The sequence below is a fragment of the Burkholderia sp. SR8 genome (assembly GCF_052851275.1).
Window position 1 is genome coordinate 1 of the sequence record NZ_JAULUC010000011.1, and the last position, 26,394, is coordinate 26,394.

At 67.6% G+C, this 26,394-nt stretch carries 26 protein-coding genes; 4 read left to right on the top strand and 22 right to left on the bottom strand.

The window, feature by feature from the left end:
• Positions 1-179: 179 nt before the first annotated feature.
• The 17 genes from Q3A80_RS15905 to flhD form a co-directional block, all read right to left on the bottom strand.
• On the bottom strand, positions 180-560 hold the full coding sequence (locus Q3A80_RS15905; RefSeq protein WP_446329922.1) for a DUF805 domain-containing protein: 381 nt from the start codon (positions 558-560) through the stop codon (positions 180-182).
• A gap of 385 nt (positions 561-945) precedes the next feature.
• The gene (locus Q3A80_RS15910) at positions 946-1,443 is read right to left on the bottom strand and encodes a VOC family protein (RefSeq protein ID WP_446329923.1); all 498 of its coding nucleotides are present in this window, start codon (positions 1,441-1,443) and stop codon (positions 946-948) included.
• Between the two features lie 162 nt (positions 1,444-1,605).
• Positions 1,606-2,856, bottom strand: a complete 1,251-nt coding sequence (locus tag Q3A80_RS15915; RefSeq protein ID WP_446329924.1) for a DUF3443 domain-containing protein — start codon at positions 2,854-2,856, stop codon at positions 1,606-1,608.
• A 16-nt stretch (positions 2,857-2,872) separates the two neighbouring features.
• The gene (locus Q3A80_RS15920) at positions 2,873-3,388 is read right to left on the bottom strand and encodes a DUF2844 domain-containing protein (RefSeq protein WP_446329925.1); all 516 of its coding nucleotides are present in this window, start codon (positions 3,386-3,388) and stop codon (positions 2,873-2,875) included.
• 281 nt (positions 3,389-3,669) lie between these two features.
• A complete protein-coding gene (gene cheZ, locus Q3A80_RS15925) occupies positions 3,670-4,401 on the bottom strand; it encodes a protein phosphatase CheZ (RefSeq protein ID WP_446329926.1) in 732 nt (243 codons plus the stop codon).
• Between the two features lie 2 nt (positions 4,402-4,403).
• A complete protein-coding gene (gene cheY, locus Q3A80_RS15930; RefSeq protein WP_006754880.1) occupies positions 4,404-4,799 on the bottom strand; it encodes a chemotaxis response regulator CheY in 396 nt (131 codons plus the stop codon).
• A 67-nt stretch (positions 4,800-4,866) separates the two neighbouring features.
• Complete coding sequence (locus tag Q3A80_RS15935) at positions 4,867-5,958, bottom strand: protein-glutamate methylesterase/protein-glutamine glutaminase (RefSeq protein WP_446329927.1); 1,092 nt, start codon at positions 5,956-5,958, stop codon at positions 4,867-4,869.
• Positions 5,955-6,701, bottom strand: a complete 747-nt coding sequence (cheD, locus tag Q3A80_RS15940) for a chemoreceptor glutamine deamidase CheD (protein ID WP_446329928.1) — start codon at positions 6,699-6,701, stop codon at positions 5,955-5,957. The genes Q3A80_RS15935 and cheD overlap by 4 nt, the downstream gene beginning before the upstream one ends.
• Positions 6,698-7,684, bottom strand: coding sequence for a CheR family methyltransferase (locus Q3A80_RS15945; RefSeq protein WP_446329929.1), 987 nt, complete (start codon positions 7,682-7,684; stop codon positions 6,698-6,700). The genes cheD and Q3A80_RS15945 overlap by 4 nt, the downstream gene beginning before the upstream one ends.
• A 3-nt stretch (positions 7,685-7,687) precedes the next feature.
• The gene (locus tag Q3A80_RS15950) at positions 7,688-9,643 is read right to left on the bottom strand and encodes a methyl-accepting chemotaxis protein (protein ID WP_446329930.1); all 1,956 of its coding nucleotides are present in this window, start codon (positions 9,641-9,643) and stop codon (positions 7,688-7,690) included.
• Positions 9,644-9,680: 37 nt separating this feature from the next.
• Positions 9,681-10,196: a chemotaxis protein CheW gene (gene cheW, locus Q3A80_RS15955; protein WP_035971390.1), complete on the bottom strand. Its 516-nt coding sequence runs from the start codon at positions 10,194-10,196 to the stop codon at positions 9,681-9,683.
• Between the two features lie 48 nt (positions 10,197-10,244).
• Entirely contained in the window at positions 10,245-12,509 is a 2,265-nt protein-coding gene (gene cheA / locus Q3A80_RS15960; protein ID WP_446329931.1) for a chemotaxis protein CheA, read from the bottom strand.
• A 33-nt stretch (positions 12,510-12,542) separates the two neighbouring features.
• Positions 12,543-12,920, bottom strand: coding sequence for a response regulator (locus Q3A80_RS15965; protein WP_059533493.1), 378 nt, complete (start codon positions 12,918-12,920; stop codon positions 12,543-12,545).
• A 24-nt stretch (positions 12,921-12,944) separates the two neighbouring features.
• On the bottom strand, positions 12,945-13,964 hold the full coding sequence (gene motB / locus Q3A80_RS15970; protein ID WP_446329932.1) for a flagellar motor protein MotB: 1,020 nt from the start codon (positions 13,962-13,964) through the stop codon (positions 12,945-12,947).
• 13 nt (positions 13,965-13,977) lie between these two features.
• Complete coding sequence (motA, locus tag Q3A80_RS15975) at positions 13,978-14,838, bottom strand: flagellar motor stator protein MotA (protein WP_059452624.1); 861 nt, start codon at positions 14,836-14,838, stop codon at positions 13,978-13,980.
• A gap of 191 nt (positions 14,839-15,029) precedes the next feature.
• Complete coding sequence (gene flhC, locus Q3A80_RS15980; protein WP_034209584.1) at positions 15,030-15,584, bottom strand: flagellar transcriptional regulator FlhC; 555 nt, start codon at positions 15,582-15,584, stop codon at positions 15,030-15,032.
• Positions 15,585-15,680: 96 nt separating this feature from the next.
• The gene (flhD, locus tag Q3A80_RS15985; RefSeq protein ID WP_014895554.1) at positions 15,681-16,001 is read right to left on the bottom strand and encodes a flagellar transcriptional regulator FlhD; all 321 of its coding nucleotides are present in this window, start codon (positions 15,999-16,001) and stop codon (positions 15,681-15,683) included.
• A gap of 664 nt (positions 16,002-16,665) precedes the next feature.
• On the opposite strand from flhD, the gene Q3A80_RS15990 reads away from it, so the two are divergent.
• On the top strand, positions 16,666-17,730 hold the full coding sequence (locus Q3A80_RS15990) for a glycosyltransferase family 4 protein (RefSeq protein ID WP_446329933.1): 1,065 nt from the start codon (positions 16,666-16,668) through the stop codon (positions 17,728-17,730).
• Positions 17,731-17,831: 101 nt separating this feature from the next.
• Here the strand turns inward: Q3A80_RS15990 and Q3A80_RS15995 are convergent, their stop codons facing one another.
• A complete protein-coding gene (locus tag Q3A80_RS15995) occupies positions 17,832-18,128 on the bottom strand; it encodes an H-NS histone family protein (protein ID WP_006489320.1) in 297 nt (98 codons plus the stop codon).
• Between the two features lie 301 nt (positions 18,129-18,429).
• Here Q3A80_RS15995 and aqpZ point away from each other — a divergent pair, with 301 nt between their 5' ends.
• Complete coding sequence (gene aqpZ, locus Q3A80_RS16000) at positions 18,430-19,170, top strand: aquaporin Z (RefSeq protein WP_446329934.1); 741 nt, start codon at positions 18,430-18,432, stop codon at positions 19,168-19,170.
• A gap of 119 nt (positions 19,171-19,289) precedes the next feature.
• On the opposite strand, the gene Q3A80_RS16005 is transcribed toward aqpZ, so the two are convergent.
• Positions 19,290-20,123, bottom strand: coding sequence for a Cof-type HAD-IIB family hydrolase (locus tag Q3A80_RS16005; RefSeq protein ID WP_446329935.1), 834 nt, complete (start codon positions 20,121-20,123; stop codon positions 19,290-19,292).
• 97 nt (positions 20,124-20,220) lie between these two features.
• The gene (locus Q3A80_RS16010) at positions 20,221-21,102 is read right to left on the bottom strand and encodes a BadF/BadG/BcrA/BcrD ATPase family protein (protein WP_446329936.1); all 882 of its coding nucleotides are present in this window, start codon (positions 21,100-21,102) and stop codon (positions 20,221-20,223) included.
• Positions 21,103-21,244: 142 nt separating this feature from the next.
• On the opposite strand from Q3A80_RS16010, the gene Q3A80_RS16015 reads away from it, so the two are divergent.
• On the top strand, positions 21,245-21,847 hold the full coding sequence (locus Q3A80_RS16015) for a DNA-3-methyladenine glycosylase I (RefSeq protein WP_446329937.1): 603 nt from the start codon (positions 21,245-21,247) through the stop codon (positions 21,845-21,847).
• Positions 21,848-21,950: 103 nt separating this feature from the next.
• Here Q3A80_RS16015 and Q3A80_RS16020 read toward each other — a convergent pair whose 3' ends face one another.
• The gene (locus tag Q3A80_RS16020; protein WP_446329938.1) at positions 21,951-23,186 is read right to left on the bottom strand and encodes a PepSY-associated TM helix domain-containing protein; all 1,236 of its coding nucleotides are present in this window, start codon (positions 23,184-23,186) and stop codon (positions 21,951-21,953) included.
• Positions 23,187-23,415: 229 nt separating this feature from the next.
• On the opposite strand from Q3A80_RS16020, the gene Q3A80_RS16025 reads away from it, so the two are divergent.
• Positions 23,416-25,539: a TonB-dependent siderophore receptor gene (locus Q3A80_RS16025; protein ID WP_446329939.1), complete on the top strand. Its 2,124-nt coding sequence runs from the start codon at positions 23,416-23,418 to the stop codon at positions 25,537-25,539.
• A 235-nt stretch (positions 25,540-25,774) separates the two neighbouring features.
• Here the strand turns inward: Q3A80_RS16025 and rpsU are convergent, their stop codons facing one another.
• Positions 25,775-25,987 (bottom strand): 30S ribosomal protein S21, encoded by a 213-nt coding sequence (gene rpsU, locus Q3A80_RS16030; protein WP_006401410.1) that lies wholly within the window; start codon positions 25,985-25,987, stop codon positions 25,775-25,777.
• Positions 25,988-26,394: the final 407 nt, after the last annotated feature.

Here is a 26,394-nt window from a genome sequence, read left to right on the forward strand (position 1 = left end):
TGAAGCGGTAGGACGGCGAGATGGTGAGGCGGTGAGGCGGTGAGACGGTGAGGCGGTGAGGCGGTGAGACGGTGAGGCGGTGAAGCCGTGAGGCTGTGAAGTCGTGCACGGACGGATGAAGCGGCGAACTTGAATCTGGCCGCCCCGGCGCGACGGCGTCGCGCAAGGGCGGCCGGCGCTCAGATCGCGGGAATCGGATCCGAGCCGAAACGGTTCGGCCCGTTGGTGCCGCGCGAGCACATCCACACGAGCAGCAGGATCCCGCCGACGATCGGAATGAACGCGATCAGCAGGAACCAGCCCGAGCGCCCCGTATCGTGCAGCCGGCGGACCGTGACCGCGAGGCTCGGCAGCACCAGCGCGAGCGACACGGCGAGCGCGACGAGCGCCAGCAGCAGCGAAATCGCGCCGGTTTCGCGGCCGACGGCCGCGAGTACCTGGCACGCGATCGACACGATGCCGGTGAGCAGCGCGAAGTACCAGTATTCCGCGCGGCGCGCGCGGCCTTCGAATTTCGCGTACTGGTTGAATACGGAACGAATGGCTTCGGTGAAATTCATGTTATTGCCCTCATGTTTTATATCGGCGACCCCGGAAACAACGCGGGCATTATAAATTTGAATTTCAGTGCATGGCATTCGTTTTCTCGCAGCGGCTGCCCCATTCTGTTCAAAATCGCGCAGAGGCCGACGCAACGGCCCGATGCGGCAGCGTCGCCTTGCGTTTCACGCCATTTTAATAATCATCGGGTCCTGACAGAATTAACAGCCCGATAGTCCATCGTTTGATTACAACCGAATGAAACGCATTGCGCTCGATAATCGGCGCGATCGTTCGACACTCGATTTACCGGGCGGCCGATTACAGGTGCGGCGAGCGGGCCGCACCTCCGCCGCAAGCCGCGCGCGCGCCGCACGCCCCGGCCGGCGGCGGGCAGCCGCCGCGCTAACCGGCCGCCGCCTGCTCCAGCACGCGAAGATCGAGCTTCTTCATCTTCATCACCTGCGCCATCACGCGCTCGGCGCGTGCCGGGTCGCCGGCCATCAGTTCGGGCATCTGCACGGGCACCACCTGCCACGACACGCCGAAGCGGTCGCGCAGCCAGCCGCACTGCTGCGCGCGCTCGTCGCCGCCTTCGGCCAGCGCCGCCCAGTAGCGGTCGATCTCGTGCTGGTCGCGGCAATTGACGACGAACGACACGGCCGGCGTCAGCGGAAACGCCGGGCCGCCGTTCAGCGCGAGAAACGCCTGCCCGTCCAGTTCGAACGACACCGTCATCACCGCCCCCTCGGCCTGCCCCGACGCCTGCGCGCCGGACTTGCCGTAACGGGCGACGTGCACGATGCGCGCGTCGTCGAACACCGACACGTAGAAGTTCGCGGCGGCTTCGGCGTCGCGATCGAACCACAGGAACGGCGTGATGCGTTGAATACGCTGGCTCATGGCGCTGTCTCCTCGATGTCGTGCCGGCACCGGTGCCGGTCTTATATCGTAGGCGCTGGAACGGGATGTCGGGTCGGCCCGCCCCGTAGGGCGGACCCGAAGACGGACAAAAAAAAGGGGGCGATCGCTCGCCCCCTTTCGGCTACTGCGCGTCGGGCGCGTTCAGAACGCGACGTAAGGCTTCGCGCCGCCGCTCGACGTCTTGTCCATCCCGAAGTAGATCGTCTTGCCGTAGAAATGCGGCATGCCGAGATCGAGCCAGCCGTCCGAGCCGAACGGTCCGGCGATGTCGTTGAACGCGAACGTCGACGAATTCGCGAACAGCGAATCGGCGTTCGCGACCGGCATCGACACGCCGCCCGTCGTCCCGTTCTGGCCGGTCAGCGTTGCCGTATAGGTGGTCGGCGACGCCGGGCAGTAGAACTGCGTGTTGGTCGAGCAGGTCTTCTGCGCCGAATCGTTGAAGAAGTATGCGTTCGAGCCGGTATCGAAGAACGCGGTCACGCTGCTGCCGAGGAACGTCCCGCTCACGTCGCCGGTCGTCGTCGACGTCAGCACCGTCGATGCGGCGAGCGCGTTGTTGCTCTGCGTGCCGATCCCGAACGTCAGCAGCCCCGTCGCGCCGGCCTGCCCGCTGTTCGAGATGTTCGGCATCTGCACGATCACGCCGTTGTTGTCGGTCGCGAAGCGATGGACCGGGTTCGCGACCTGCTGCGTGACGGGCACCAGCGCGACCGTGCAGCTCGAATTGCCGTTCGGGCACGCGTAGTAGTTGTTGTACGTCGCCGACGTCGACGTCGCGCAGGTCGTGCCGCAGTCGAGCGGCGCCGGCCCGATGCCGAGGATGCCGTTCGCGCCGAGGTCGCTCGCGGTGTTGGCCGACGTTCTCGCACCGCCGTTCGAGCACGAGCTCGGCACGTTGGTCGTGCCCAGATCGCCGATGATCTGCACCGGCAGCGCGCTCGCCTGCTCGCTGCCGATCGACAGGTTGACGGTACGCACCGAGCCCCACGTATAGCTCGACACGAACTTGCCGCATTCGGCGACCGGCGCGCCGCCGCTCGTCACCTGCGGCAGGCTGTTCAGCACGCCGGACACGCTGCTGCCGACCAGTCGCAGCCCGTACGACGCGGTGTCGACGAGCACATTGCCGACCACCTGGCAGTTCGACGTGCCCGGCACGCAGATCTTCACGCTGACGGTCGGGATGTTGATGACATGCGCGACGCCGGTGCCGACCGTGATCACGGCCGTGTTCGCCGTATTGCCGTCCGACACGCTGGAACCGCCGCCGTTGCCGCCGCTCCCGCCGTTGTCATCGCCGCCGCCGCCGCAGGCCGTCACGAGCATCGCGGTCGCAGCTGCCAGGCTCAGCAGGCCGAGCCAGCGCTTGAATGTACGAGGAATTCGCAAGATCGCTCTCCCGCTGTCACTGGATGTCGGTGCCGGTCAGCCCGGCAGGCAGCGCGTTCGGCAGCCATGCCTGGCCGGCGAACGCGCCCATGTGGCCGCCCGTCCGGATCACGAGGCCGCTGGTATTGACGGACACGGGCGCGCGCCAGCCGCGCGCCGCATGCGCCGCCTGGACGCCGGCGGTGTACTGCGGGAAATAGTTGCCGAGCAGCGACTCGAGGTCGGGCATGCTCGGCCCGCGCCACGCGAGGCCGAACACGGTGCCGCCGGCAGTCGTGTATTCGTGGATGACGGTACCCGATCCGAGCGTGATCTCGCGGACGGTGTACGCGGCAGTGTTCGCGGCGGCGCTCGCCTGTGCGCCGTCGGCCGAGCGCATCGCGCGCTGCATCGCGCGCACGGTGGCGGCATGATCGTCCGCCGGCGGCGACATCGGCGCGCCGCCCAGTTCGGCGTGTGCGTGGACCGACCACAGCACACCCGTTACAGCCGCCGCATGCGCGACGGCCCAGCCCAAGCGTTTCAGCTTCACGTTCCCCCCCAAGGGACTGGCTTCGTTACCCGGCGGCCTGCAAGCAGATCCGGCGCCGCCGGTCAACAAATTAAAGTCTTAAGAATGACGCTTCGTTGCTGCTGACGCGTAGTATGCCTGCGGAGTGTGTCGGAGTGTCAATTCGTCGCAGCATGATGCGACGCAACATCGCGTGCGGGACGCACGCCGCGGGCGCGGGCGGGAAACATGGCGCAAGCCATGCGCATCGGCCGCTCCGCGACGGGGAGCGGCGCCGATGCCATGCGATACGGCGGACAGCGTCAGAAGCCGAGGCTCGCGAGCAGGTCGTCGACCTGCGCCTGGTCCTGCACGACGTCGGACTTGCCTTCCGGTGCGATCTGCGGCCCGTTCAGCAACGACTCGGGGCTGCCGGTCGCACTGATCTGCTCGGCCGCGAGCGCGGCGGCGGTGGCCGCGAACTGCTCGCGCCGCTCGGGCGCGATGTTCTCGACCAGCACGGTGAGCAGCTGCTGCTCGATCAGGTAGACCATGTCCATGATCTTCTTGATCACTTGCCCGGTCAGATCCTGGAAGTCCTGCGCGAGCATGATCTCGAGCAGCTGCGCGCTGGTCGCGGATGCGGCCTCGGGCAGCGCGTGCAGGAACGTGCGCGTGTCGTGCATCAGCTCGCGCACTTCCGCGTGCTCGATCGGCGCCGCGTACCACTGCGCCCAGCGCGCGTCGAGCGCCTCGGCCTCGTTGTGGATGCGCTCCTGCATCGGCTTCGCGATCTCGATCGCGTTCAGCACGCGCTCGGCCGCCTGCTCGGTCATCGTCGCGACGTAGCGCAGCCGGTCGCGCGCGTCGGGCACGGCTTCCGCCGCGCGCTCGACGTGCTTGTCCAGCCCGAGCTCGCGCATCGAATCGCGCAGCGTGCGCGTGACGTGGCCGATGCGCGCAAGGATCCGGTCGCTCGCGTAATCGGCGCCTTCGGCGTGGCCGTCGGCGTTGATCGCCGCGCCGGCGAGCGCCGCATGGATCGGCTCGTTCACGTTCAGCTCCCGGCCTTGGCCATCTTGTCGATGATCTTGTTCAGCTTCTCGTCAAGGGTCGCGGCCGTGAACGGCTTCACGACGTAACCGCTCGCGCCGGCCTGCGCGGCCGCGATGATGTTCTCCTTCTTCGACTCGGCCGTGACCATCAGCACCGGCAGGTGCGTGAGCGTCGCGTCGGCGCGGATTTCCTTCAGCATCGCGAGGCCGTCCAGGTTCGGCATGTTCCAGTCCGAGATCACGAAGTCGAAACCGCCGCCGCGCAGCCGCGCGAGACCGGCCGCGCCGTCCTCGGCTTCGTCGACGTTCGTGTAGCCCAGTTCCTTGAGCAGGTTGCGGACGATCCGGCGCATCGTCGGGAAATCGTCCACCACCAGGATTTTCATGCTCTTGTCCATCGTCGTTCCTTTGCAGATTCGTTACCGTCGGGGCACGCAGCATCGCACGTGCCCGGTGACATTTCATTCAGACGCGCTGCACGCGGTCGCCCATCGTCGCCAGTCGCGCCATCACGCGCCGGCTCATCTCGGCAAGCGGCGCGATCTCGTCCGCGCCGCCGAGCGCGATCGCCTCGCGCGGCATCCCGAACACGATGCAGCTCGCCTCGTCCTGCGCGAACGTGTGGGCGCCCGCGCGCTTCATGTCCAGCAGGCCGGCCGCGCCGTCGCGGCCCATCCCCGTGAGGATCACGCCGATCGCGTTCTTGCCCGCGTGCTGCGCCGCCGAGCGGAACAGCACGTCGACCGACGGCCGGTGGCGGTTCACCGGCGGTTCGTCGGACAGCTGCGCGATGTAGTTCGCGCCGCTTCTCGCGAGCAGCAGGTGCGCATGGCCGGGCGCGATGTACGCGTGGCCCGGCAGCACGCGCTCGCCGTGCTCGGCTTCCTTCACCGCGATCCGGCACAGCCCGTTGAGCCGTTGCGCGAACGATTTCGTGAAACCGGGCGGCATGTGCTGCGCGATCAGCACCGCCGGCGCATCCGGCGGCAGCGGCGTCAGCACCTCGCGGATCGCCTCGGTGCCGCCCGTCGACGCGCCGATGATGATCAGCTTCTCGGTACTGACGAGCGGGTTGTTGACCATCGGCGCGGCCGGCTGGCCGCCCGCCGCGGGCGCGGCGGCCTGCGGCTGCGGCGTCTGGCGCACGCGCGCGCGCGAGGCCGCGCGGATCTTGTCCGCGAGCTTTTCCGCGTAGTCGAGCATGCCGTCGCGAATGCCGACGCGCGGCTTCGTGACGAAATCCACCGCGCCGAGTTCGAGCGCGCGCAGCGTGATTTCCGAGCCGCGCTCGGTCAGCGACGACACCATCACGACCGGCATCGGCCGCAGGCGCATCAGCTTCTCGAGGAAGTCGAGGCCGTCCATGCGCGGCATTTCGACGTCCAGCGTCAGGACGTCCGGATTGTGCTGCTTGATGAGCTCGCGCGCGACGAGCGGATCGGGCGCGGTCGCGCACACCGTCATGTCGGGCTGGCTGTTGATGATCTCCGTCATCAGGCTGCGGATCAGCGCCGAATCGTCGACGCACAACACTTTGATCTTCTGCACTGCGGTCATGCCTCCTGCTTTCTCGAAAGGTTGGCCGCATAAGGGCTGCCGGTCTTCGCGCCGGCCGGCTGCGCGCCTGCGCCGCCGCGCGCGCCGAACAGCTCGATGCGCGGGCGCGCCGGCGGCGGCGCGGCCGGCCGCGGCGCCGCGAACAGCTCGACGTGCGCGCGCGGCCGGGCCGCGCGCAGGCGGTCGGCCTCGCGCGCGAGCGCGGCTTCGCGCTCGGTCACGCCCGGCACCTGCAGCCGCAGCTTCTTCACCATCGCGCGGCCGCTGTGCGGCATGAACGCGACCTTGCGCGGATGCACGCCCTGCAGGTCCTCGGCAGTGATCCGGATGCGTTCCAGCGCCAGATAGCGGCGCACGAAATCCGCGTTGCGGTCGCCGATGTTGATGGTCGTCATCCCGGCCAGCACGGCCGCGCCGCCGAACACCTTCGCCTCGATGCGCTCGCGGCGCCCGCCGGCCTTGATCAGTTCGTTGATCAGCACTTCCATCGCGTATGCGCCGTAGCGCATCGAGTCCGACGCGGCCGCACCGGCATCCGCGCCGTCGTCGGGCAGCATGAAGTGATTCATCCCGCCGATGCCCGCGAACGGGTCGTGCAGGCACGCGGCGACGCACGAGCCGAGCACGGTCATCAGCACCATGTCCTCGGACGTCGTGTAGAACTCGTTCGGCAGCAGCTTCACGCCGGGGCGTTCGAAGTGGTTGTCGAAGTAGCGATTGGTCGCGATCGGCAGGCCGCTCATCCGCGCTCTCCGTAAGCGGGCGCGCCGCCCGCGACGCGTGCGGTCATCCGCGGCGGCACCGCGGCCGGCGCGGCCGCGCCGCGCGTGCGCAGGCCGTGCGCCGCATCGCGCGTCAGTTCGTACACGGTCTGCCCGCGCAGCCGGAACGCCTGCGTGACGTACGTGAAATTCTCCGAATGCCCGGCGAACAGCAGCCCGCCCGGCTTCACGAGCGGCTCGAAGCGCGACAGCACCTGCCCCTGCGTCGGCTTGTCGAAATAGATCATCACGTTGCGGCAGAAGATCGCGTCGAACGGCTTGCCGATCCCGTAGTCGGCATCGGTCAGGTTCAGCTGCTCGAAGCGGATCATCGCGCGCAGTTCGGGGCGCACCTTCACGCGGCCGGCCTGCGCGCCGGTGCCCTTCAGGAAGAAGCGCTTGAGCCGCTCGGGGCTCAGGTGCTTGACCTGGTCGTACGTGTAGATGCCGGCCTCGGCCTTCGCGAGCACCTGCGTGTCGAGGTCGGTCGCGAGGATCGACGCGCCGCGCGCGGCTGATTCGCCGAGCGCCTCGATCAGCGTGATCGCGATCGAATACGGCTCCTCGCCGGTCGACGCCGCCGAGCACCACACCGATACCGGCGCCGGCCGCGCCTTCACGAAGTCGGCGAGGATCGGGAAATGGTGCGACTCGCGGAAGAACGCGGTCAGGTTCGTCGTCAGCGCGTTGGTGAACGCTTCCCACTCGAGCGGATCGTCCTCCTGCTCGAGCAGGTCCAGGTAGTCGCGAAACGTGTCGAGGCCGCGGGCGCGCAATCGGCGGGCAAGCCGGCTGTACGCCATGTCGCGCTTGTGCTCGGACAGCGAGATTCCGGCGCGTTGATGGATCAGCGCGCGGATGCGTGCGAAATCCGCGCCGGTGAACGCGAAGTCGCGCCCGGGCTCGCCCGCGCGGGGCGAGGCTTCCGGTGCATCGGATCGAGACGGTGCGCGCGCGGACGGCATGGCTTAGAAGGTCTCCCAGTCGTCGTCGGACGCGCCGGCCGTGGCCAGCGCCGGCTTCTCGCCGTTCAGCGCCGGACGCACCAGCGCGGGCTTGTCGGCCGGCTTGTGCGCCGGTGCGGCCGCCGTCTTCGCGAGGCGCGGGCCGTAGCCGCCGGCGGCCGGCGCATCCTTCGGTGCACGCGCGGCAGAGTCGCTCGTGCGCTTCGTGTCGTGGCTGCTCGACGCCGGTGCCGCGGCATGCGGCTGGGCTGCCGCGCGGCGTGCCGCCGGCTGCGCCGCCGCATGCGGCGCCGGCTGAGCGGCCGGTGCGGCGTCGTGACGGCTCTCGGACGGCAATGCCGGTGCCGCGGTCGGCACGTGCGCGGCCGCGCGCACGGCACCGCGCGCCGGCGCGTGCGCGATGCCGCCTGCGACGCGCCATTCCGACACGATCGCCTTCATCTGGCGCGTCTGCTCCTCGAGCGACGCGGCGGCCGCCGCGGCCTGCTCGACGAGCGCCGCGTTCTGCTGCGTGACCGAATCCATCTGGCCGACCGCACGGTTGACCTGCTCGATGCCGGTCGACTGCTCGTCCGACGCGGCGCTGATCTCGCCCATGATGTCGGTCACGCGCCGCACGGCCTGCACGATCTCGTCCATCGTCGAACCGGCGCGCGCGACCAGCGCCGACCCGCTTTCGACCTTCTCGGCCGAATCGCCGATCAGCTGCTTGATTTCCTTCGCGGCGCTCGCGCTGCGCTGCGCGAGCGAGCGTACTTCGCCCGCGACCACCGCGAAGCCGCGGCCCTGCTCGCCGGCCCGCGCGGCTTCGACCGCCGCGTTCAGCGCGAGGATGTTGGTCTGGAATGCGATCCCTTCGATCGTGCCGATGATGTCGACGACCTTGCCCGAGCTCGCCGCGATGTCCTGCATCGTCGACACGACCTGGCCGACCACTTCGCCGCCCTGCGTCGCGATGTCCGACGCGTTGACCGCGAGCTGGCTCGCCTGCCGCGCGTTCTCCGCGTTCTGGCGCACGGTGCCGGTCAGCTGCTCCATGCTCGATGCGGTTTCCTGCAGCGACGCGGCCTGTTCCTCGGTGCGCTGCGACAGGTCGGTGTTGCCGGTCGAGATCTCGCGCGCGCCGACGTCGATCGATTCGGTGCCGCGATGCACGGCCTGCACCATCGTCGTCACCGCGTCCTGCATCCGCTTGATGCCGCCGAACAGTCGGCCGATCTCGTTGGTGCTGAACACGTTTACCGGCTGCGTGAGGTCGCCGCCGGCGATGCGCTCGAAGTGTGCGATCGCGTCTTCCAGCGGCTTCACGATCAGGCCGCGCAGCGCGAAGCGGATCGCGATCACGACGACGAACGCGATCGCGATGCCGGCCGCGATCAGGCCGACCATCATCGAGATCTGCGACTGCGTCGCGGCCTGGCGCTCTTCCGCGCGCTTCTGCAGCGACGCGATCACCGCCGACGCGGCCTGGTCGTACGCGACGAACATCGGGCTGATCCTGGTGTCGGCGACCGCGTGATACGCGGCCATGTCGCCGGCGCGCGCGGCCGCGAATTCCGGCTCGACGCCTTCCTTCACGATCGTCGCGTAGCGCGCGGCAAGTTCGTCGACGAGCGCCTGCTCGACGCCGGACTTCGCGGTCGACTGGAACGCCTGCCAGTTCTGGTTCGACTTCGTGAACAGCTCCTGCGCGCGCTCGAGCACCTTCGCGGCATCGGCCGTGTTGCCGGCTTCGGTCAGCGAGCGGAAGCGGTCGAGCGACACGCGTGCGCGCAGCAGGTACGACGACGTGTCGTCGAGCGTGTGAATCGCCGGCAGGTCGACGTGCGCGATCTCGTCGAGCGAACGGCTCGCGTGATTGAGCGCGTAGAGGCCGAGCCCGCCGACCGCGGCGGCCAGGCACACGAGGATGAGTCCGACCGCGGTGAGCGTCGTGCGGATCGACCAGTTATGCAACATTGCGGATTCTCCCGAAGTTCCTGCGCGCGCGGCGCGCTTACGCGCCGAGCGTCTCGATCAGCGCCATTTCCCGGCTCGACATCAGCTTCTCGATGTCCATCAGGATCAGCATGCGGCCGTCGACCGTGCCGAGGCCCGTCAGGTACTCGGTCGTCAGCGTCGCGCCGAATTCCGGCGCCGGCATGATCTGGTCGGTCTGCAGCGTCAGCACGTCCGACACGCCGTCGACCACCATCCCGACCACGCGGTTCGACACGTTCAGGATGATCACGACGGTCTGGTGGTCGTACTCGACGCGGCCGAGATGGAACTTGATCCGCATGTCGACGATCGGCACGATGATCCCGCGCAGGTTGATCACGCCCTTGATGAAGTCCGGCGCGTTCGCGATGCGCGTGACGCTGTCGTAGCCGCGGATTTCCTGCACCTTCAGGATGTCGATCCCGTATTCCTCGTCGCCGAGCGTGAAGACGAGGAATTCCTGGCCCGTCGCATCGCCGTGTTCGGCATCGCGGCGGCTGGTGGCCGCGTTCGCCGCGGCCGGATTGATCATTTGAACTTCAGCGGACACGTTTGCCCCCAATCGGTTGAATGGCGAGAGTCAGAAGATCGCGAGCTCGGCGCCGGCTCGGGCGCCGTGCGTCGCACGGGTTTCGCGGTTCAGCGCCGCGACGTCGACGATCAGCGCGACGCTGCCGTCGCCCAGGATGGTCGCCGCCGAGATGCCGTGCACCTTGCGGTAATTGGTTTCGAGGTTCTTCACGACCACCTGCTGCTGGCCGACCAGCTCGTCGATCAGCATCGCGAAGCGGCGCCCTTCGGTTTCCATGATCGTGACGATCCCCTGGGTCGGATCGGTGCGCGCGTCGTCGACCGAGAACACCTCGTGCAGCGCGACGAGCGGCAGGTATTCGCCGCGCACGCGCACCACGCGCTCGCCGTTGCCGACCGTGTAGATGTCGTCGATCGACGGCTGCAGCGACTCCATCACGAAGTTCAGCGGCAGGATGAAGATTTCGCTGCCGACCTTCACCGACATCCCGTCGAGGATCGCGAGCGTGAGCGGCAGCACGATCCGCGTGGTCGTGCCGCGGCCGGCCTGCGACGAGATCTCGACGTGGCCGCCCATCGACTGGATGTTGCGCTTCACGACGTCCATCCCGACGCCGCGGCCCGACACGTCGGTCACCGTCTCGGCGGTCGAGAAGCCCGGCGCGAAGATCAGCTGCCACACTTCGTCGTCGCTGATGTTCTCGGAAATCTGCATGCCCTGCTTCGCGGCCTTCGCGAGGATCCGTTCGCGGTTCAGGCCCGCGCCGTCGTCGCTCACTTCGATCACGATGTTGCCGCCGTGATGCGCGGCCGACAGCACGAGCTGGCCGACGCCGTCCTTGCCGGCGGCGACGCGCTTGTCGACCGTTTCGATCCCGTGGTCGAGGCTGTTGCGCACGAGGTGCGTGAGCGGATCGATGATCCGCTCGATCAGGCTCTTGTCGAGTTCCGTCGCCTGGCCGAACGTGACGAGCTCGACCTGCTTGCCGAGCTTGCCGGCGAGGTCGCGCACGAGCCGCGGGAAGCGGCTGAACACGTAATCCATCGGCATCATCCGGATCGACATCACCGCTTCCTGCAGGTCGCGCGCGTTGCGCTCGAGCTGCGCCATCCCGTTGAACAGGCGGTCGTGCAGCGCCGGATCGAACGCGCTCGCGGTTTCCGCGAGCATCGCTTGCGTGATCACGAGCTCGCCGACCAGATTGATCAGCTGATCGACCTTCTCGACGCCGACGCGGATCGAGCTGCCTTCCGCGCCCGCTGCGGCGGCGGCCGGGCGCGGACGCTTGTCGTCGTGGTGCGCGCCCGCCTGCGCGGCGGGTTCGGCGTGCGGCTGCGGCGCCGGTTGCGCGGCAGCGCCCGGCTGCGCTTGCGCCTGGACCTGCGGCTGCGGCTGCGCTTGCGTCTGCGGTGCGGCGGCGGCCGGTGCGGCGCCCGCTGCGTCCGCGAATACTTCGACCCGCGCGGCCGGCGGTGCGGCGGCCGGTTCCGCGGCGGCCGGCGCAGCAGCGGCAGCGGCAGGCGCCGCCGGTGCGGCCGGCGCGGTGCCGCGCCCGATGCGGATCTGGCTGTCGTCGATCACGAAGCAGCACACGGCGACGATGTCGTCGGACGGCACGTCCGATTCGAGCCACAGCGTCAGGTCCGCGCCCGCTTCCTCGCGACCGACGATCCGGCCGAGATTGCCGAGCTCCTCGGTGAGCAGCGCCTGGTCCTTCGCGTCGACGCCGACCAGCGTGATCTTCAGGTGCGGGCCGTCCGCGCCGGCACCGGCATCGGCCGCCGGATGCGCGGCCGCGACCGCCTGTTCGACCACGTGATCGGGCGCGCGGTCGGTGCCGGCGGCAGGCGCGGGCATCGGTGCGGCGTCGGCGGCCGGAGCGGCCGGCGCGACAGGCGCGACGTCCGCGGGCGCACCCGCGCCGCTCTCGGCCTTCAGCCGTTCGAGCTTCGCGCAGATCGCCGCGGCAGCTGCCGCATCGGGTTCCGCGCTGGCGCGGTAGTCGACCAGCTGGTCGGACAGCACGTCCTTGGTCTCGAGGAACGCGTCGACCATTTCCTTGGTCAGCGTCAGCTCATGGTTGCGCGCGCGGTCGAGCAGCGATTCGAGGATGTGGGTCGTTTCGGTCAGCGCGGAAAAGCCGAACGTCGCCGCGCCGCCCTTGATCGAATGCGCGGCGCGGAAGATCGCGGCGAGATCCTCGGGGTCGGGCGAGCCGACGTCGAGGTTCAGCAGCAGCTGCTCCATCTGCGCGAGGAGCTCGTCCGCTTCGTCGAAAAAGGTCTGGTAGAACTGCGTGATGTCGAGAGTCATGCCCGGTCACCGGTTGGATTCGTCGCGTTCGTGTCAGGAGGCGGTCTGCTCGGACAGCGTCGCGACCAGGTCGATCAGCACTGCCGGGTCGATCGGCTTTTCGATCCAGCCGGTCGCGCCCGCGTCGCGCGCGGCGTCCTTGAAGGCGTCGCTGCCTTCGGTCGTCAGCACGAGGATCGGCGTGTCCGCATACGCGGTGAGCTTGCGCAGCGAGGCGATCACCTCGAGCCCGTTCTTGCGCGGCATGTTCTGGTCCGTCAGCACCAGGTCGTACGGCACGGTGGCCGCCATGTCGAAGCCGGCTTCCCCGTCCGGCGCCACGGTCACGTCGTAGCCGGCCTGCGCAAGCGTCGCCTGCAGCAGTGCACGCATGGTCGCGGAATCGTCGATGGCGAGAATGGTTCGGATCATGTCTGTCTCGGAATCGTTGAAACGTCAGGGTTTCGGCGCGACCGCGACGGCGTTCGCGAGCGCCGGCCGCGCGGCCGGCGCCGCGCCGCCGAGCTGCTGCGCGAGCTGCTTCGAACCCGCGGCGTCGGCCGACAGCGTCGTGGTCGTCGCGTCGTCGCGCATCAGCGCGTCTTCGGATTTGCGGTTCAGCACGATCACGCTGATCCGGCGGTTTTCCGGATCGAGCGGATCGGCCTTGTTCAGGTTCTGGGTCGACGCGAGGCCGAGCACGCGCAGCACCTTCGCCTCGTCCATGCCGCCCGTGATCAGCTCGCGGCGCGACGCGTTCGCGCGGTCGGCCGACAGCTCCCAGTTGCTGTAGCCGCCCTCGCCGCCCGCGTACGGCACCGCGTCGGTATGGCCCTGGACGATGATCCGGTTCGGCACGTCGTTCAGCGTCTTGCCGATCTCGCGCAGGATGTCGCGCATGTACGGCTCCACGTGGTCGCTCGACATCGCGAACATCGGCCGCTTCTGCGTATCGACGATCTCGATGCGCAGCCCCATCAGCGTCGAATCGATGCGGATCTGCTGCTTGAACTGGCGCAGCGTCGGATTCGCCTCGATCGCCGCCATCAGCTTGATCTGCAGGTCGTGCAGGCGCGCCTGCTCGAGCCGGTCCTGCGCGCCCTGCGCCTGCGAGCGCGTCCTGTCGTCGCCGGCCTTCGCGATGCGGTCGGCGAGATTGGTCGAACCGTCGGTGCGGCGCAGCGTGCCGGCATCGACGCTCGACAGATCGCGGCCGCCGCCGTTGATGACGCTCGAGTCCTGCGAGCTGCGATCGCCGCTGCCGAACAGCGCGGCCTTCAGCGGCGTGTTGAAGTATTCGGCGATCCCCTTCAGCTGCACCGGCGTGACCGAGCTCAGCAGCCACATCAGCAGGAAGAACGCCATCATCGCGGTCATGAAGTCTGCATACGCGAGCTTCCATGCGCCGCCGTGATGGCCCTTCTTCTGCGGGGCCACCCGTTTCACGACGATCGCGCGATCCTTGCTCTTGCTCATCGAACGCTCCGCGTCACTTCGCCTTCACGCGGCGCACGTGCTCTTCGAGCTCCGTGAACGACGGACGCTCGGTCGAGAACAGCACCTTGCGGCCGAACTCGACCGCGATCGCCGGCGCGTAGCCGTTCAGGCTCGCGAGGATCGTCACCTTGATGCACTGGAACATCTTGGTCGATTCGGCCACGCGCTGCTCCGCGAGGCTCGCGAGCGGCCCGATCAGCCCGTACGACAGCAGGATCCCGAGGAACGTGCCGACCAGCGCCTGCGCGATCATCGCGCCGAGCACCGCGGGCGGCTTGTCGGCCGATGCCATCGTGTGCACCACGCCCATCACGGCCGCGACGATCCCGAACGCCGGCATCGCGTCGCCGACGCGCATCAGCGCGTGCGCCGGGCCTTCGCCTTCCGCGTGGTGCGTCTCGATCTCCTCGTCCATCAGGCTCTCGATCTCGAACGCGTTCATGTTGCCCCCGACCATCAGCCGCAGGTAGTCGGTCAGGAATTCGACGATGTGGCGATCGGCGAGGATCTTCGGGTATTGCGTGAAGATCGGGCTCTTGTCCGGATCGTCGATGTCGGCCTCGAGCGTCAGCGTGCCTTCCTTGCGCGCCTTCGCGAGCAGCACGTACAGGAGCGCCATCAGTTCCATATAGACGTCCTTCGTGTACTTCGAGCCCTTGAAGAGCGTCGGCAGCACACGCAGCGTCCCCTTGATGGTCTTCATGCCGTTGCCGAGGATGAACGCGCCGACACCCGCGCCGGCGATCATCAGGATCTCGACCGGCTGGATCAATGCGCCCAGATGCCCGCCTGCCAGCGCATAACCGCCGAAGACGGACAACAGCGTCACGAGTGTTCCCACGATAATCAGCACTGCCTGTCCCTCACGAATGACCGGCGGGGAGACCGCCGTTAATCAGGTTTACGGCAGTCGGCAGGAAAACTTTCGCGGCCGTGCCGTGGCGGCACGGCGGTGTTTACCAGCAAGCCGCGGCCGGTGCGCGCGGCGTGCGGCGGCCGTCCGGATGCCGCCCCCGCCGGGCCCTGCCCTGGCCGGCCCGGCGCTCAGGCCGCGGCGGCGGCCAGCTCCGCGCGCGCGGCGGCGGCCTTGCGGGTCTTGCCCGCGCGCGACGGCGGCTGGCAGAGGCCGCACACGAAACCTTGATGCGGATCATGCGCATGCGCGACGAAGTGGCCGCCGCAGCGCGTGCACGGGGTCATCTGCAGCATCCCCGAGTCGAAGAAGCGCACCAGCGTCCATGCGCGCGTGAGGCTCAGCGCGGCCTCGTCGCCGGACAGGTTCACGTGCTCCAGATAGAGCCGGTACGCCTTCACGATCGACTGGATCGGCTCGCAGCGGCCGTGGTCCTGCATGAACCGGTAGATGTTGTAGAACAGCGACGAGTGGATGTTCGGCTGCCACGTCATGAACCAGTCGGTCGAGAACGGCAGCATCCCCTTCGGCGGCGACACGCCCTTCAGTTCCTTGTACAGCTTGATCAGGCGGTCGCGCGACAGGCTCGTTTCCGCCTCCAGCAGCTGCAGCCGGGCGCCCAGTTCGATCAGTTCGATGGCGAGGGTGATTTCCTTCACCTCGATCACGACGCTTTTGCTTGCCATGGTGAAAAATCGTCCGCGTGACGTTTGTTCGGATGAATGGCCGATACGCCGCCCGCCGGCGCGACGCGCCGGAACGAACGCAACGGCAGGGAAGGATCAGCGGACGCTTTCGACCGGCTGCCCGGCCATCAGGATGGCCGAGTGCGCGTGCGTGACGACGTCGCTGCGACCTTTGTCGGCGAGCGAGGACAGCAGCGCGTGATCGTCGAAGCGAAAACGGCACAGCATCTGGTTCGACGCGGCGAGCTTCACGGTCTGGGCGAGCGTGAGGTTCGCGAGCACGTCGGCCAGTTCCTGGGACACGCCCATGCGGAACATGCCCATCGCTTTGTCTTCCCGCAGCAGGCGCTGCGCGAGGAGGAGGTACGACAGGTTGACCTCTTTGATCTCACTGAGCATTTCGCTGGTGGCGCTCATGATTCCCCCGTTAAGAGCTTTGCTTTGGCCTTTCATGTTATGAAAACGTTTGCTCGATCAGGCGCTTGCTGGCCCCGTGTCGGCACGTTTATCAGTCTTACAGGGCGAATTTTGGCCAAACGGGATTTATGCCGGTATCAGCGAAGTGGCGTATGCCATGCAGGATTTGTCTGTAAACCGTGTAGGAATTTTTCCGACAAGGCGAATTGAAAGGGGACAAACGGCAAAACAACTGGGGCGCGAATACGTCTGCAATGTGGTTCCACATGGGACGAATCCGGGGAAGGCCGTCCGGCAAGGCTGCCGGAGATCGAATCGGTAAAAATTATAGTGGTTTTTCACAATAGCGCAACAATAGTTGCGTCCATCTCGCTACATGTTTCCCCGCCCTTTTTATCGGGGTTTTCGCGTATTTCATCGTGTAACAAGCCTTAAGTGTTTGAAAAAACACTCGAACCCCTGAAGGCGATACCGATAATGGACTCCAATGGGCGGCGGCGTGAGCCGCGCCGCCCCGCCCCGCAGCTTGCCGTCCGGCGCCCCGCGTATCCCGCCACGGGCCCGGCCACGCACCGCACAAAGCGTGCGTCGGCGAGTTCCGCAACCCGCATCGGACCAGCATGCGCACTCGAGCGCCCGCGCTGGTCGACACTGGAGAACGCCCATGCGTATTGCCCAGATCGCGCCGCTTTACGAAGCTGTCCCGCCGAAACTCTACGGCGGCACCGAGCGTGTCGTGTCCTACCTGACCGAGGCGCTCGTCGAGCTCGGCCACGACGTGACGCTGTTCGCGAGCGGCGATTCCGTCACGTCCGCCCGCCTCGAGGCGGCGTGGCCGCGTGCCCTGCGGCTCGATCCGTCGATCCGCGACTCGATGGCGCCCCATATGCGCCTGATCGAGCAGGTCGCCCGTGTCGCGCACGAATTCGACGTGCTGCACTTTCACCTCGACTACCTGCCGTTCCCGCTGATGTCGCGTCTCGACACGCCTTACGTGACGACGCTGCACGGCCGCCTCGATCTGCCCGAGCTGCAGCCGGTGTTCGACGCGTTCCCGGACGCGCCGGTCGTGTCGATCTCGAATTCGCAGCGCAAGCCGCTGCCGCAGGCCGCGTGGGCCGGCACCGTCTATCACGGGCTGCCCGACACGCTGCTCACGCCGCAACCGGACGTGAAGCCCGAATATCTCGCGTTCCTCGGCCGGATCTGTCCCGAAAAGCGCGTCGACACCGCGATCCGGATCGCCGCGCAAAGCGGGTTGCCGCTGAAGATCGCCGCGAAGGTCGACAAGGCGGACGCCGACTACTTCAAGGAAGTGATCGAGCCGCTGCTCGGCGAAGCGCACGTCGAATTCATCGGCGAAATCAACGAGGCGCAGAAGCCGGCGTTCCTGTCGGGCGCGAAGGCGCTGCTGTTCCCGATCGACTGGCCGGAGCCGTTCGGCCTGGTGATGATCGAGGCGATGGCCTGCGGCACGCCGGTCGTCGCGTTCAATCGCGGCTCGGTGCCGGAAGTGATCGAGGACGGCGTGACCGGCTTCATCGTCGAGGACGTACAGGGCGCGGTCGGCGCGCTGCACCGGATCGACAGCCTGTCGCGCGCGGCGATCCGCGCGCGCTTCGATACGCGCTTCAGCTCGAAAGCGATGGCGCGGCGTTACGTCGAAACTTACGAAACGCTTTGCGCGGCGGCAAAACAGCCGACCCTGCGTCAAGTCGCCGGCGCCTGACGCCGAAATCCGTCAGGAAATATCCGGTAAAATTCGCGCCGAAATCGGCGTCGAAAAACCAAAGAGCCGCATCGTCGATGCGGCTCTTTCTTTTTGCGCGGTCATTCGATCAGGAAACGATCGCGGTTTTTCCCGACGATCCAATTCGGCGGCTTGCCGCGGCCGCTCCAGGTCGCACCCGACTTCGGGTCGCGGTATTTCGGCGGCAGCGGCGCCTTTTTCGGCGGACGACCGCGCCGCGCTCGCTCCGCGAAGCCCAGATCCTGGGCCGTCAGTCCATATTCGGCAATCATCCGCTGGACGTCGGCGATCACCGCCGCCACTTCCTGGCGGCGCACGTCGTCCGCCTGGGCCTGCAGATCGGCGATCTGCGCCTTGAGTTTCGCGTATTGAGACATTTTTCGACTCCCTCTTTTCCATGATGCGGCTCCGGCGAGTCCGCCCGGAACGCCAACACCCCGTTACGTCATCGGCACCGCCGCCCTGCTCTTCGAAATTAATGCTGCCATCTTTAACCGATTCGGCTATATCGAGAATGCGGACTTATTCTAATAAAGGCCATTCGTCCGGCATTCAAATTTAACAATCGTTGACCCTCCCGAACCCGATTCATTTCCTATAATCCAGACCAATTCCGGGCGTCGGAATAAATCAGGCGCCCGGCCGTTTGTCTTCAATCCACTTGAACGAGGTCCCTACATGAATCTTTCTCAGCGTCTGGCTGCAGAGGTATTCGGCACGTTCTGGCTGGTGCTCGGCGGGTGCGGAAGCGCCGTGCTGGCCGCCGCCTTTCCGGGCCTCGGCATCGGGTTTGCCGGCGTCGCACTCGCGTTCGGCCTGACCGTGCTGACGATGGCATTCGCGATCGGCCACATTTCGGGCTGCCATTTGAATCCGGCCGTGAGCGTGGGCCTGACCGTCGCCGGCCGCTTCCCGGCGCGCGATCTCGCGCCGTACATCGTCGCGCAGGTCGTCGGCGCGACGCTCGGTGCGTTCGTGCTGTACCTGATCGCGACCGGCAAGCCGGGCTTCGACGTCGTCGGCAGCGGTTTCGCGACGAACGGCTTCGGCGAGCGCTCGCCCGGCCACTACTCGCTCGGCGCGGCGTTCATCTGCGAAGTCGTGATGACGGGCTTCTTCCTGTTCGTGATTCTCGGCGCCACCGACAAGCGTGCGCCGGCCGGCTTCGCGCCGATCGCGATCGGCCTGTGCCTGACGCTGATCCACCTGATCTCGATTCCGGTCACCAACACGTCGGTGAACCCGGCCCGCTCGACCGGCCCCGCGCTGTTCGTCGGCGGCGACGCGATCGGCCAGCTGTGGCTGTTCTGGATCGCGCCGATCATCGGCGCGGCGATTGCCGGGATCGTCTACCCGCTGATCGCAGGGCGCGACGATGCCGCCGACCTGCTGCCCGCATCCGCTCGCACCATCGAATAAAAACGCTACGGGGTCATGCGAGCAGAGCAGCGAGCCTCACGCTGTCGAACAATATCGAGGCAGGTAATTTGGACGGGCGCCGCTGGCGCCCGTTTTTCATTGCCGGCGCAGGCGTCGGCTCAGGACGCGGCGACGCCGTCGAGGGTGTCCTCGAGCGCGAACAGCGTGCGCAGGTGGCGCGCGACGCCCGCGTCGAAGTTGTTGCCGATCCGCGGGATATGCGGCAATTGCGCGATCAGGTCGGGATTCGCGTTGTTCATCATGAATGCATGACCGGCCGTTTCGAGCAGGTCGATGTCGTTCATGTTGTCGCCGAACGCGACGCAGTGGCCGGCGTCGACGCCCAGCCGCGCGAGCACCGCGCGCAGCGCGCGGCCCTTCGACACGTTCGCGGTCATCACTTCGAGGCAGTCGGGCAGCGAGTACGTGACGTACAGCGCATCGCCGAACTGCACGCGCATCTGTTCGGCGACCGCCGCCAGATCGGCCGGCTCGCCGATGTACAGCACCTTCGCGATGTCCGTGCCGTCGTGCGCGGCCATGTCGATCACCTCGTAGCGGAAGCCGGAATCCTGGTGGAATTCGAGCAGGTGCGGCGCTTCGCGGTCGATCAGCCAGCCGCGGTCGGTAAACAGATTGACGATCACGCGCCCGTGCGCGCCCGCCACGCCCGGTTGCACGAGGCCGCGGACGATTGCGGGATCGATGTCCTGCGCATGGATCGCCGTATCGTCCGGCGCATGCACGCGCGCGCCGTTCGACGTGATCAGGTACGGCCGGATGCCCAGCACGTCGCGGATGCCGGCGACGTCCGCGTAGTGGCGCCCCGTCGCGATCACGAACTGCACGCCGTCGCGGTCGAGCCGGCGGACGGTCTCGATCGTGTACGGATCGAGCTGGTGGTCGCTGTTCAGCAGGGTGCCGTCGAGATCGGTGGCGATGACTTTGTACATGGGGACGGGTGAATGGCGCGCAGCATGCTGCGGGAACGCCATTTTAACGTCGCGGGCGGATGCGCGCCGGGCGGTTGCGCGAAGCCCTCGGCCCGCTTCAACCCGCCTCTGCCGCCGCCAGCGCCTGCAGCGCGAGCCGCAACGCGCCATGCGCGGAGTCGTCGAGCGGCGCGCGCAGCCGGGCCGCGTGACGCGCCGGCACGGCCGGCGCGAGCGCGTCGGCCAGCCCGCCGCACAGCGCAACCGGCAGCGCGTGCTGCGGATCGAGCGCGTCGATCATCTTGCCGATCTCGTCACCGGCCTGCGCGATGAGCCCCGCGGCGTACGGATGGTCGCGGTACGCGAGCACGATCGGCGCGAGGCGCGCGTAGATCGTCTGGTTCGCGTCGCACGACCACTGGACGAGCGCGTCGCGATCGTTCGCGCCGGTTTCCGCGAGCAGTGCGTCGGCCAGCGCGTCGCGCGGCACGCGGCCGTCGAGCGCCTGCTGCGCGTACGCAAGCGCGCGCACGCCGAGCCATGCGCCGCTCGCCTCGTCGCCGGACGGGAAGCCGAAGCCGCCCGCGATGCGGCATGCGCCTGCCGCGTCGAGCGCCGCTGCGATACTGCCGGTGCCGAGCGCGACGATGAGCCCCGGCGCGCCGCCGTGCGCACCCACGACGGTCGTATACGCATCGCTCTCGACCGCGAGCGCGCCGAGCGGCGCCTGCGCGCGGAACGCGGCGAGCCATGCGGCGTTGTTGACGCCCGCGAGCCCGCAACCGAGCGCGCATTGCGACCAGTCGAACGCGACCCCGGCCCGCGTGAAGGCGTCGGCACACGCCGCGCCGATCGATGCCCACGCACGCTCGATGCCGAGACCGAGCCCGGACGGGCCGCCGCGCCCTTGCGCGAGCTCGCGCCCGTGCCGGTCTGCCAGCACTGCGCGAGTACCGGTGCCGCCGCCGTCGATGCCGATCGCAAAAAGTAATGCCGTCATGCGTTGATCCCGCTGATTCGAACAGGCGCCAAGCTTAACCGGATCGGCGCCGCGCGCCCATCTGCCGTTCGGCCAGCTACCCCGCAAATGGGCGTTCCGCTATGCTCACACGATCGAAATCGACACTGGAACGAGGCTGACGATGTCGCAGCGGTGCAACTGGGTGAAGACGGAAGCGGATGCTCACTATCACGATACCGAATGGGGCGTGCCGTCGCATGACGATCGCCATCTGTTCGAAATGCTGATCCTGGAAGGCGCGCAGGCGGGGCTGTCGTGGTCGACGATCCTGAACAAGCGGGCCGGCTATCGCGAGGCGTTCGCCGACTTCGATGTCGACGCGGTCGCGCGCTTCACGCCGAAGCGCATCGAGAAGCTGCTCGAGAATCCCGGCATCGTGCGCAATCGCGCGAAGATCGAATCCGCGGTGACCAATGCACGGGCCGTGCAGCGCATCCGGGAAGATCACGGGTCGCTCGCCCAATTCCTGTGGTCGTTCGTCGATCACACGCCGGTCCAGAACGCATGGCCGTCGTACCGCGACGCTCCCGCATCGACGGCCCAGTCGGACGCGCTCAGCAAGGCGCTGAAGGAATACGGCTGCAAGTTCGTCGGCTCGACGATCTGCTATGCGTTGATGCAGGCGACCGGGATGGTCAACGACCACGAGGCCGGCTGCCCGTGTCATGCGAAATGTGCGGCACTCGGCGGCAAGCAGACCGCGCGGCACCGGAAGGCGGGCTGACGGCGACGCGCCCTCCGGGCCGTTTTGCCGGATTGGCGCAGCTGTGCGCCATCGGACCACCGTGCGTCCATGCGTGAGTGTCGCAAGTCAGCACGCCTTCACATCAGCGCGCCGCCCGTGACGATGCCGGCGCCGCCGTCCGCACGCCGCGCGCGGCCCGCACGCGCGCGCTGCGCTTCTTCACCCAGATGCAGATGCCCGTCACGCTGAGCATCGCGATGACGATACCGAGCGCGCTCACCGCGATACGGCCCGCGATGCCGGCGATCCGCCCCGAGTGCAGCGGAAACTGCGCCTGCATGAACAGGTCGCCCGCGGAGCCGCGACCCGGCACCTGCGCGGCGACAGGCTTGCCCGTCACCGCATCCCAGTAGAGCCACGCGTTGCCGAGCCCGACGTCGCCGTGATCGTTGCCCGGCGTGAAGAACCCGACCGCATACACGTTCATCGCCGGCGCGAACAGCAGCGCGCCGGGCGGCGGGGCAATCCCGGCCTCGCGTCCGGCCGCGCGCGCGAGCGCGACGATCTGCTCGCGCGGCAGCACGCGGCTGCCCGGCGGCGCCGGCGGGAAATGCTCCGGATTCGTGTACGGCGTCTCGGCCAGCGGCGAAACCAGCGCCACCAGCGGCCGCACGACCGGCACGGCAAGGTTCATCGAGATCGATGTAACTGCAACGACGAGCAACAGCCCCCACACCCACACGCCACCCGAGCGATGCAGGTCGAACACGAGCGGGTAGCCGCCGCGCCGCACGCGGAACGCGAACGACTTGCGCCAGCTTTTCGGGTTCGGAAACGCGAGCACGAGCGCGACCAGGCAGTCGATCGCCCACACGATGCCGACCATGCCCATCACCCAGAAGCCGAAATTGATCCCGCCATACGCGGGCAGGAACAACGAGTAGTGCAGCCGGTAGATGAACGGCATCAGCTCGAGCCGCGCGAGCGACAGCGCGCCCCATTCGCGGCGCCCCTGCACGGTGCCCGTCGCGGGATCGACGGCGATCTGGTTGAAATCGAGCACGGGCGTATGGCCGGTCGCCGCATCGGTGCGCGGCATCACGCCTGCCTGCAGCGTGTGCCCCGGCTCGACCGCAAGCGGCAGGTAGGTCACCTGCACGCGCGGGTCGGCGGCCTCGATACGCGCCGCAAGTTCGAGCGGCGCCAGCGGGGCACCGTCGCCATGCGCGACGTAAAAATCCGGATTCAACGCAGCATCGAGCTCGTGGTCCCACGCGATCAGTGCGCCGGTCAGCCCCGCGACGAACAGGAACAACGCGATGGCCAGGCCGAACCAGCGATGCAGACGGACGAGCAGCGGTCGCAACAGCGCATTCATTGCGCGCTCCGCGCGGGGAAAGCGGGCCGGCACACACGGCGGCCCCGGATCGACGGGATGCAGGTCATGGAAGGTCAGCGCCGCACGACGGCCGTCCCGCCGTGGCGAAGCACGGGCGGAAGTCCTTGTGTGCGGCATGGAATTGTTGCGTGTTCCGCGGGTTTTGATACGATGCGCGACATTTTAACGCAATGCGAATGATTCTTACTTGCATTTTTAATCCGCCGCCATGACCGTCCGCCTCGCCAGCCCTCCCGTACGCCCGCGCCGTCTGGCCGCGGCCCTCGCCTGCTTCGCCGCGTCGCTCGCGCACGCCGACGATTCACCGGGCGACGCCGCCACGCTGCCGGCCCTCAACATCACGGCCGCACACGATTCGCCGCAGCACCTGACCGACGACATCTCGGCCGGCGCGCTCGGCACGCGGCGGCAGCTCGACACACCGTTCTCGACGACCATCGTCACGTCCGAGGAGCTCGAGGCGCGCCAGCCGTACAAGCTCGGCGACGTGTTCGCGAACGATGCGTCGGTGTCCGACAACAGCGGCGCGTACAGCGCATGGGCGAGCTACATGACCGTGCGCGGCATGCAGCTCGACTGGCAGAACGGCTACAAGATCGACGGACTGCCGTTCGTCACGTACGGGATCACGATGCCGTACGAGCAGCTCGAGCGCGTCGAGTTGCTGAAGGGGCTCGGCGGTTTCCTGTACGGCTTCGTGACACCGGGCGGCGTGGTCAACTACGTGACGAAGCAGCCCGGCGCGGAGTCGGTGCGCAGCGTCGACGTCGGCTATCGCAGCACGAACGTCTGGACCGAGCACGTCGACGTCGGACAGCGCTTCGGGCCGAACGGCATGTTCGGCGCGCGGCTGAACGCGACGCATGAGGAAGGCAAGACCTACAACGACGGCAACATCCGCCGCGATGCGGTGTCGCTCGCGCTGCAGGCGAACCTGACGCGCAATCTGTCGGTGACGTTCGGCGCGCTGTACCAGGATCGCCGCACGACCGGCCAGACGCCGTCGATCTTCACCGGCAGCTACCCGGGCGGCGCGCTGCCGGCGACGATCAGCGGCGGCACGACGAACCTCGGCGGCAAGGACCAGTATCTGAACACGAACCTGCAGCTCTACACGGCCGGGCTGCAGTACCAGCTGGCGCCCGACTGGCAGCTCGACGTCGCGTACAGCTACAGCAAGGCGACGCGCCGCCGCAACGAGAGCACGCTGACGCTGGCAGATGCGGCCGGCAACTATTCGGACAGCCGCTACGTCGGGATGGAGGATCACCGCTTCAGCCAGTGGCGCGCGATGGTCGAAGGCAAGGTCCGCACGGGGCCGTTCAGCCACCAGATCGTGCTCGGCGCGGCGTGGCAGAAGCAGGCGAACGACTATTCGGCGAACAGCGTGTTCGTGCCGCTCGGCACCGGCAACCTCTACGCGCCGAACCCGTACCGCTACGACAGCCCGCACGGCTTCGTCCAGTACCGCACGAGCGAAATCGTGCAGAAGTCGCTGTTCGCGAGCGACACCGTGCAGCTCACCCGGCGCTGGTCGGTGCTTGCCGGCGTGCGTTATATGAATTACGCGCAACGCTCGTTCGAGCCGAGCGGCGCCGAGGATCCCGGCTACAGCCAGAAAGGCGTCGTGACGCCGACGTTCGCCGTGATGTTCAAGCTCGCGCCCGCCACGACCGCTTACGCCAGCTACGCCGAATCGCTCGAGCCCGGCAGCCGCGTGAACGACATTTACGCGAATGCGGGCCAGATGTTGAAGCCGCTGCGCAGCAGGCAGTACGAACTGGGAATCAAGAGCGAGCACGCGCGCTGGAGCGCGACGGCCGCGCTGTTCCGCATCGAGCGCAGCGCCGAATATGCGAATGCCGCGAACGTCTACGTGCAGGACGGCGAGTCGGTGATCCAGGGGGTCGAGTTCGGCGCGCGCGCGAAACTCGGCGCGCGCTGGAACGCGGGCTTCGACGCGATGCTGCTCGACGCGTGGTACGCGAAAGGGACCGGCAACAACGGCAACCGCGTCGCGGGCGCACCGCGCTTCGTGCTCGCGGGCGACGTCGGCTATGCGGTGCCGGGCGTGCCCGGGCTGACGCTCGGCGTCGACGCGAAGTTCACCGGCGCGACGCCGCTGCGCGCGGCCGGCGGACTCGATGCACCTGGCTTCCTGGTCGTCAATGCCGGCGCACGCTACCTGACGCGAGTCGGCCGCCACGACGTGACGCTGCGCGCGTCGGTCGACAACGTGCTGAACCGCCGCTACTGGGAATACCAGTACGCGGACTACGTGAAGCCGGGCGATCCGCGCACGGTGAGCGTGAGCGCGAAGATCGACTTCTGAGCGAACCGGGCGGCGCGCCGAAAGCCGGTGCCCGGGCGAACCGGCCGGCGCCGGCAGAGAGCGCCGCCGCCGGTCCTGACGATTGGGCCCTTGCGCGCGCGCCACCTGCCGTCAAAGCCCGACACACCATAGCCGAACGCCACGAAAGCCGTTTTTCCGGCCCGGAAAAGCAAAACGGCGGAGCGGCTTCTTTCGAAGCACACTCCGCCGTTTCGCGGCGAACCGTCAGACGCTCTTAGTGGAGCTTCTTCGGCAGCATCTGGCTGCGCAGACGCTTGTGCAGGCGCTTGACGGCTGCTGCCTTCTTGCGCTTGCGGACTGCGGTCGGCTTTTCGTAGGACTGGCGTTCGCGCAGTTCAGCGATCAGGCCATTTTTTTCGATAGCACGGCGAAAGCGGCGAATCGCCACTTCGAACGGCTCGTTTTCTTTCAGAAGAATCGTCGTCATGTCGTTCCTAAATTGCTTAAACGGTCAAAAACGTAGCGGCCAAGCGCCACGCACCGGCCATCCGGGCGTTCCCACAACAGGCGAAACGAGCGGAAATACGGCCTCGGAGGCCGGAAAAGAGAGGCGGAAAGCACCGCGAGTACGCTTCACAAGCCGCGTGCAGCGCCGCGTTTGACTGCCAGCAGGAATGCCGTAACGGCATAGGCCTGACAGAAAATCTCAATTCAGCCCGCCATCATATCAGGAAATCACAGACAAAACTATCCTTTTGTCGGTCCCGCGCCGCCGTCCTGCGCAGGCCGGACGCGAACGATGCCCGACGAGGCCGTCGCGGGCACCGCCCGAAATCGCGGCCGGCCTTGTCCGGCGCGGACTTCGCGCGAACCCGCCCCTTCAGTCCCGAATTT